The following is a 5,540-nucleotide window of genomic DNA, read 5'->3' on the forward strand; positions in this document are numbered from 1 at the left end:
CACCACACCGGCCACAACCACATCCAAGAACTCACCCTCCACACCCCCCTCACCCTCACCGAACAAACAGCAGTACGACTCCGCGTCACAGTCGAGGAAGCCGATGACAGCACATCCGCCACACTCAGCATCGACTCCCAGGCAGACGACGGAACTCCGGCTCAGGATGCCGAGTGGACCCGGCACGCGGTGGCCACCATCACCACCGTCTCCGGCTCAGGCGTGGTCGACACAGCGTTCCAGACGTCGGCCTGGCCGCCTGCCCAGGCCGTTCCCATCGACGTCACTGGTCTGTACGAGAGCCTCACGGACCGCGGATACGTGTACGGCGAGCTCTTCCAGGGGCTGACCTCCGCCTGGCGGCTCGACAACAGCGTCTATGCGGAAGTCCGGCTGCCACAGGACATCGACACCACCGGGTACGGAGTGCACCCCGCTCTGCTGGACGCCGCGCTCCACGCCAACGCGCTCACCGATCAGGTGGACGACGAGCTGCGCCTGCCCTTCGCCTGGTCCGGCGTCACCCTGCACGCCACCGGCGCGACGGCCTTGCGAGTCCGGCTCACTGCTACGGCACCTGATGTGCTGTCCCTCGATGTGGCGGACCCGCACGGCCTGCCCGTCGCCACGGTCGAATCGCTGAGCACTCGGCCGGCCGCCGATACGTTGCGTGCCCCCTCACACGCCCCGCGCCGCAACTCCCTGTTCCAGCTCGACTGGACACCGCTTCCCGGATCCGCCGCAACGACCACCGAACCGACCTGGGCGGTGATCGGAACAGATGCTGCCGACCTCTTCGCCTCTGAGGAAGTTCTCGACCCTCGGATCACCGCCCACCCAGACCTGTCGTCGCTCGTCACCGCGTCCGAGAGCGGTACCCCCACGCCTTCGATAGTCGCGGCAGCTTACTTTCCCCCACAGGGGCATCCGGATCGCGCGGATCAGTTGGAGCAGGAAGCCGATCCGTTGGCACGCGCACACCGATCGGCGGAAGAAGCACTTGCCCTGGTACAGGAGTTCTTGAACGCGGAAGCCCTGGCCTCCTCTCGGCTACTCGTCATGACACGCGGAGCGGTCGCTGTCGATGCGGACACGAGCATCCAGGACCTTGGCGCGTCCACCGTATGGGGGCTCATCCGCACTGCGCAGTCGGAGAATCCCCAGCGCTTCATACTCCTGGACCTCGATGACTCTCCGGCTTCAATCGGCCTTCTGGACCCGTCCCTTGTGGCAGGGGAGCCTCAGTTGGCTCTGCGCGCGGGTACCCTCCACGCCCCTCGCCTGACCCGCGCCACCCTCCCCACCAAAACCACCGAACAACCCCTCAACCCCAACGGCACCACCCTCATCACCGGCGGCACCGGCACCCTCGGCACCCTCATCGCCCACCACCTCGTCACCCACCACGGCATACGCCACCTCCACCTCGCAAGCAGGCAAGGACCGAACGCCCAAGGCGCCACCGCACTACACAACCAACTCACCGCCCTAGGCGCCCACGTCACCATCACCGCCTGCGACACCAGCAACCCAGAACAACTCGCGGACATGCTCGCCACCATCCCCGACAGCCACCCCCTCACCGCCGTCATCCACACCGCCGGCACCACAGCAGACGCCACCCTCACCAACCTCACCACCGAACAACTCCACACCGTCCTACAACCCAAAGTCGACGCCGCCTGGCACCTCCACCACCTCACCCAACACCACAACCTCGCCGCATTCGTCCTCTTCTCCTCCGCCGCAGGCATCCTCGGCAACCCCGGACAAGCCAACTACGCCGCAGCCAACACCTTCCTCGACACACTCGCCCACCACCGCCACACCCAAGGACTCCCCGCCACCAGCCTCGCCTGGGGCCTCTGGCAACAAACCAGCACCATCACCACCACCCTCACCAACGAACACCACACCCGACTCAACCGCAACGGCATCCACCCCCTCCCCACCTCCCAAGCCCTCACCCTCCTCGACACCACACTCACCACCCCACAACCACACCTCATACCGATCGCGCTCGACTTCCGGGCGCTACGGGAGATCGCCGATGGGGGCCTACTGCCTCCCCTGCTGAGCAAACTCGTACAGCCGAACGCCCACAGCACGGCACAGCCCCGAGACTCCCGCACGCTCCTGCGACAGCTGGCACCGCTCACCGAGGGCCAGCGCGACGAGTTCCTGCTTGACCTCGTGCGTACGCACATCGCGCACGTACTCGGTCATGCCACTCCGCTGTTGGTCGATCCGGAGAAGGGGCTCCTCGACATGGGCTTCGACTCGCTCACGGCCGTGGAACTCCGCAATCGCGTGAACGCGGCGGCAGGCCTGCGTCTCCCGCCCACGCTGGTTTTCGACTACCCGACAGCGAAGGCGCTCGCCGGCCATCTGGCCACGGAACTCATCCCCGATGACGGGTTCGATACCGATACCGGGGCCGGGGCCGACCTCACGGGCGACACGGACATGCGCCGGGTCATCAACACCATTCCCGTGTCGCGCATCCGGGAGGCAGGTCTCATGGAGGCATTGCTGCGGCTCGTCGACACCGGATCCGACGTCGATGCCAAACGGAACGGTACCGGCCACGGCCTGCGACACGCAGAAGCGCAGGAGGAACAGCACCAAGCCCTCATCGAGTCCGCCGACGTCGACGACCTCATCCGACTAGCGCTCGGTGACGACAGCGCGTGATCCGGTCAGCCACCGAGAACGAGGAACCCATGACGGCCACTCCCTCCGCTCCCACCTCCCCAGCAGCGCCTCCCGAAAAGATCGTCGAAGCACTGCGCGCGTCCCTGCTGGAGAACCAACGGCTCAGGCAGGAGAACCTCCAGTCCGCCGAGAAGGCACACGAGCCGATCGCCATCGTGGGCATGGCCTGCCGCTATCCAGGTGGAGTCACCTCTCCCGAACAGCTCTGGAAACTCGTCGCCGAAGGCACAGACGCCATCACCCCCTTCCCCACAAGCCGCGGCTGGGACCAGGAAGAGCTCTACAACCCCGACCCGGACCACCCCGGCACCAGCTACACACAACACGGCGGCTTCCTCCACGACGCCCACCACTTCGACCCCGACTTCTTCGGCATGAGCCCCCGCGAAGCACTCGCCACCGACCCCCAACAACGCCTCCTCCTAGAAACCGCCTGGGAAACACTCGAACGCGCCAGCCTCAACCCCGAAACACTGCGCGGCACCCGCACCGGCGTCTTCACCGGCATCATGTACAACGACTACGCCAGCCGGTTGCACCATCACGTTCCTGAGGAATTCGAGGGGCAGATCGGAATCGGTTCCTCGGCCAGTGTCGCCTCGGGCCGAGTCGCCTACACCCTCGGTCTGGAAGGCCCGGCCGTCACCATCGACACGGCCTGCTCGTCGTCGCTGGTCGCCCTGCACCTGGCCGCGCAAGCACTGCGCAACGGTGAATGCGACCTCGCCCTCGCAGGTGGCGTCACCGTCATGGCAACCCCCTCCACGTTCACCGAGTTCAGCCGCCAACGAGGCCTGTCCCCCGACGGCCGCTGCAAACCCTTCGCAGCCACCGCCAACGGCACCGGCTGGAGCGAAGGCGTCGGCCTCCTCCTCGTCGAACGCCAATCAGACGCCAAACGCAACGGCCACCCCATCCTCGCCGTCGTCCGGGGCAGCGCGACCAACCAGGACGGCGCGAGAAGTCAGCTCACCGCGCCCAACGGACCGTCCCAACAGCGCGTGATTCGTGCCGCCCTCAACAACGCTCGGCTGTCGCCGGACCAGGTCGATGTCGTGGAAGCACACGGCACCGGGACGAGCCTGGGCGACCCGATCGAGGCACACGCGCTGCTGGCGACGTACGGCAAAAACCGTGACACCGAACGACCGTTGTGGCTTGGATCCATCAAGTCGAACATCGGCCACACCCAGGCCGCCGCCGGAGTCGCCGGCATCATCAAAATGGTCGAAGCCATACGCCACGGAGTGCTCCCCAAAACCCTCCACGCGGACGAGCCCTCCCCGAACATCGACTGGTCGACCGGTGCCGTGGCCCTGCTGAACGATCAGCGTGACTGGCCCGAAACAGGGCAACCGAGGCGCGCAGCCGTCTCCTCGTTCGGCATCAGCGGCACCAACGCCCACGTGATACTCGAACAAGCCCCAGTCACAAGCAAGGCGCCCGAAGAGCAGCCGGAGGGGCCGGGCGGACCGCTCGCTTGGACACTCTCCGCCAAGAGCGACGACGCATTGCGCGACCAGGCACGGCAGTTACAGAACCTCGCCACCAACACCCAACTCCCGCTCGCCGACATCGGCTTCTCCCTCGCCACCACACGAACCCACCTGGAGCAGCGGGCCGCGGTGATAGCCGAGGACCGGGAGGGGTTCCTGGCCGGGTTGGACGCGCTCGCCACGGGCACGGAAGCACCTCATGTCGTACGAGGGTCAGCGGCCGGAGCGGGCAGGACCGCGTTCCTCTTCTCCGGACAAGGATCCCAGCGTCTCGGCATGGGACGCGAGCTGTACGCCACCTACCCGGCCTTCGCCACAGCCCTGGACAAGGCGTGCGCACTCCTCGACTCACATCTGGACGTACCGCTGCTCGATGTCATGTGGGCCGACGAGGGCAGTGAACAGGCAGCGCTGCTGGAAGACACCCTCTACACCCAGCCCGCACTCTTCGCCCTGGAGACGGCACTGTTCCGGCTCCTCGAACACCTCGGCGTCACACCCCACTACCTGGCCGGGCACTCCATCGGCGAACTCGCAGCCGCACACGTCGCAGGCGTACTGAACCTGGAAGACGCCTGCACCCTCGTCACCACCCGCGCCCGGCTCCTCCACAGCCTCCCGAGCGGCGGAGCCATGACCGCCCTCCACGCCACCGAAACCGAAGTCCTCGACGCCCTCGACGGACGCACCGACGTCACCATCGCCGCCCTCAACGGACCTACCAGTACGGTGATCTCAGGCGACAAGGAAGCGGTCAACGAAGTCGCGGCACACTTCGCCCGGCAAGGCCGCAAGACCACCAACCTGCACGTCAGCCACGCCTTCCACTCCCACCACCTCGACCCCATCCTCAACGACTTCCACACCATCGCAGCCACCCTCACCTACCACCAGCCCCGCATCCCCATCATCTCCACCCTCACCGGCGAGATCGCACGCCCAGAAGACCTCACCACACCCCACTACTGGACCCGCCAACTCCGCCACACCGTCCGCTTCCACCCCACACTCACCACCCTCAACGCCCAAAACACCACCACCTACCTCGAACTCGGACCCGACACCACACTCACCACCCTCACCCACACCACCACCGACACCACAGCAACCCCCCTCCTCCACCCCAACCAACCCGAAACCCACACCCTCCTCACAGCACTCGCCACCACCCACACCCACGGCACCCCCATCAACTGGCACGCCGTCTACACACCCCACCACCCCTCAACCACACCCCTCCCCACCTACCCCTTCCAACACCACCCCTACTGGCTCCACCACACCCCCACCATCACCAACGCCACCGACATCGGCCAAACACCCACCACC

At 66.4% G+C, this 5,540-nt stretch carries 2 protein-coding genes; both read left to right on the forward strand.

Annotated elements, in window-relative coordinates:
• Positions 1 to 2,694: type I polyketide synthase (locus ACIBNE_RS41070; protein ID WP_399281199.1), on the forward strand; the 2,694-nt coding region annotated here is incomplete at its 5' end.
• The coding region (locus ACIBNE_RS41075; RefSeq protein ID WP_399281201.1) for a type I polyketide synthase at positions 2,691 to 5,540 on the forward strand (2,850 nt) is incomplete at its 3' end. The genes ACIBNE_RS41070 and ACIBNE_RS41075, both read left to right, overlap by 4 nt.

The sequence above is a fragment of the Streptomyces sp. NPDC050504 genome, assembly GCF_044458065.1.
In the GTDB taxonomy this organism is placed as follows: domain Bacteria; phylum Actinomycetota; class Actinomycetes; order Streptomycetales; family Streptomycetaceae; genus Streptomyces.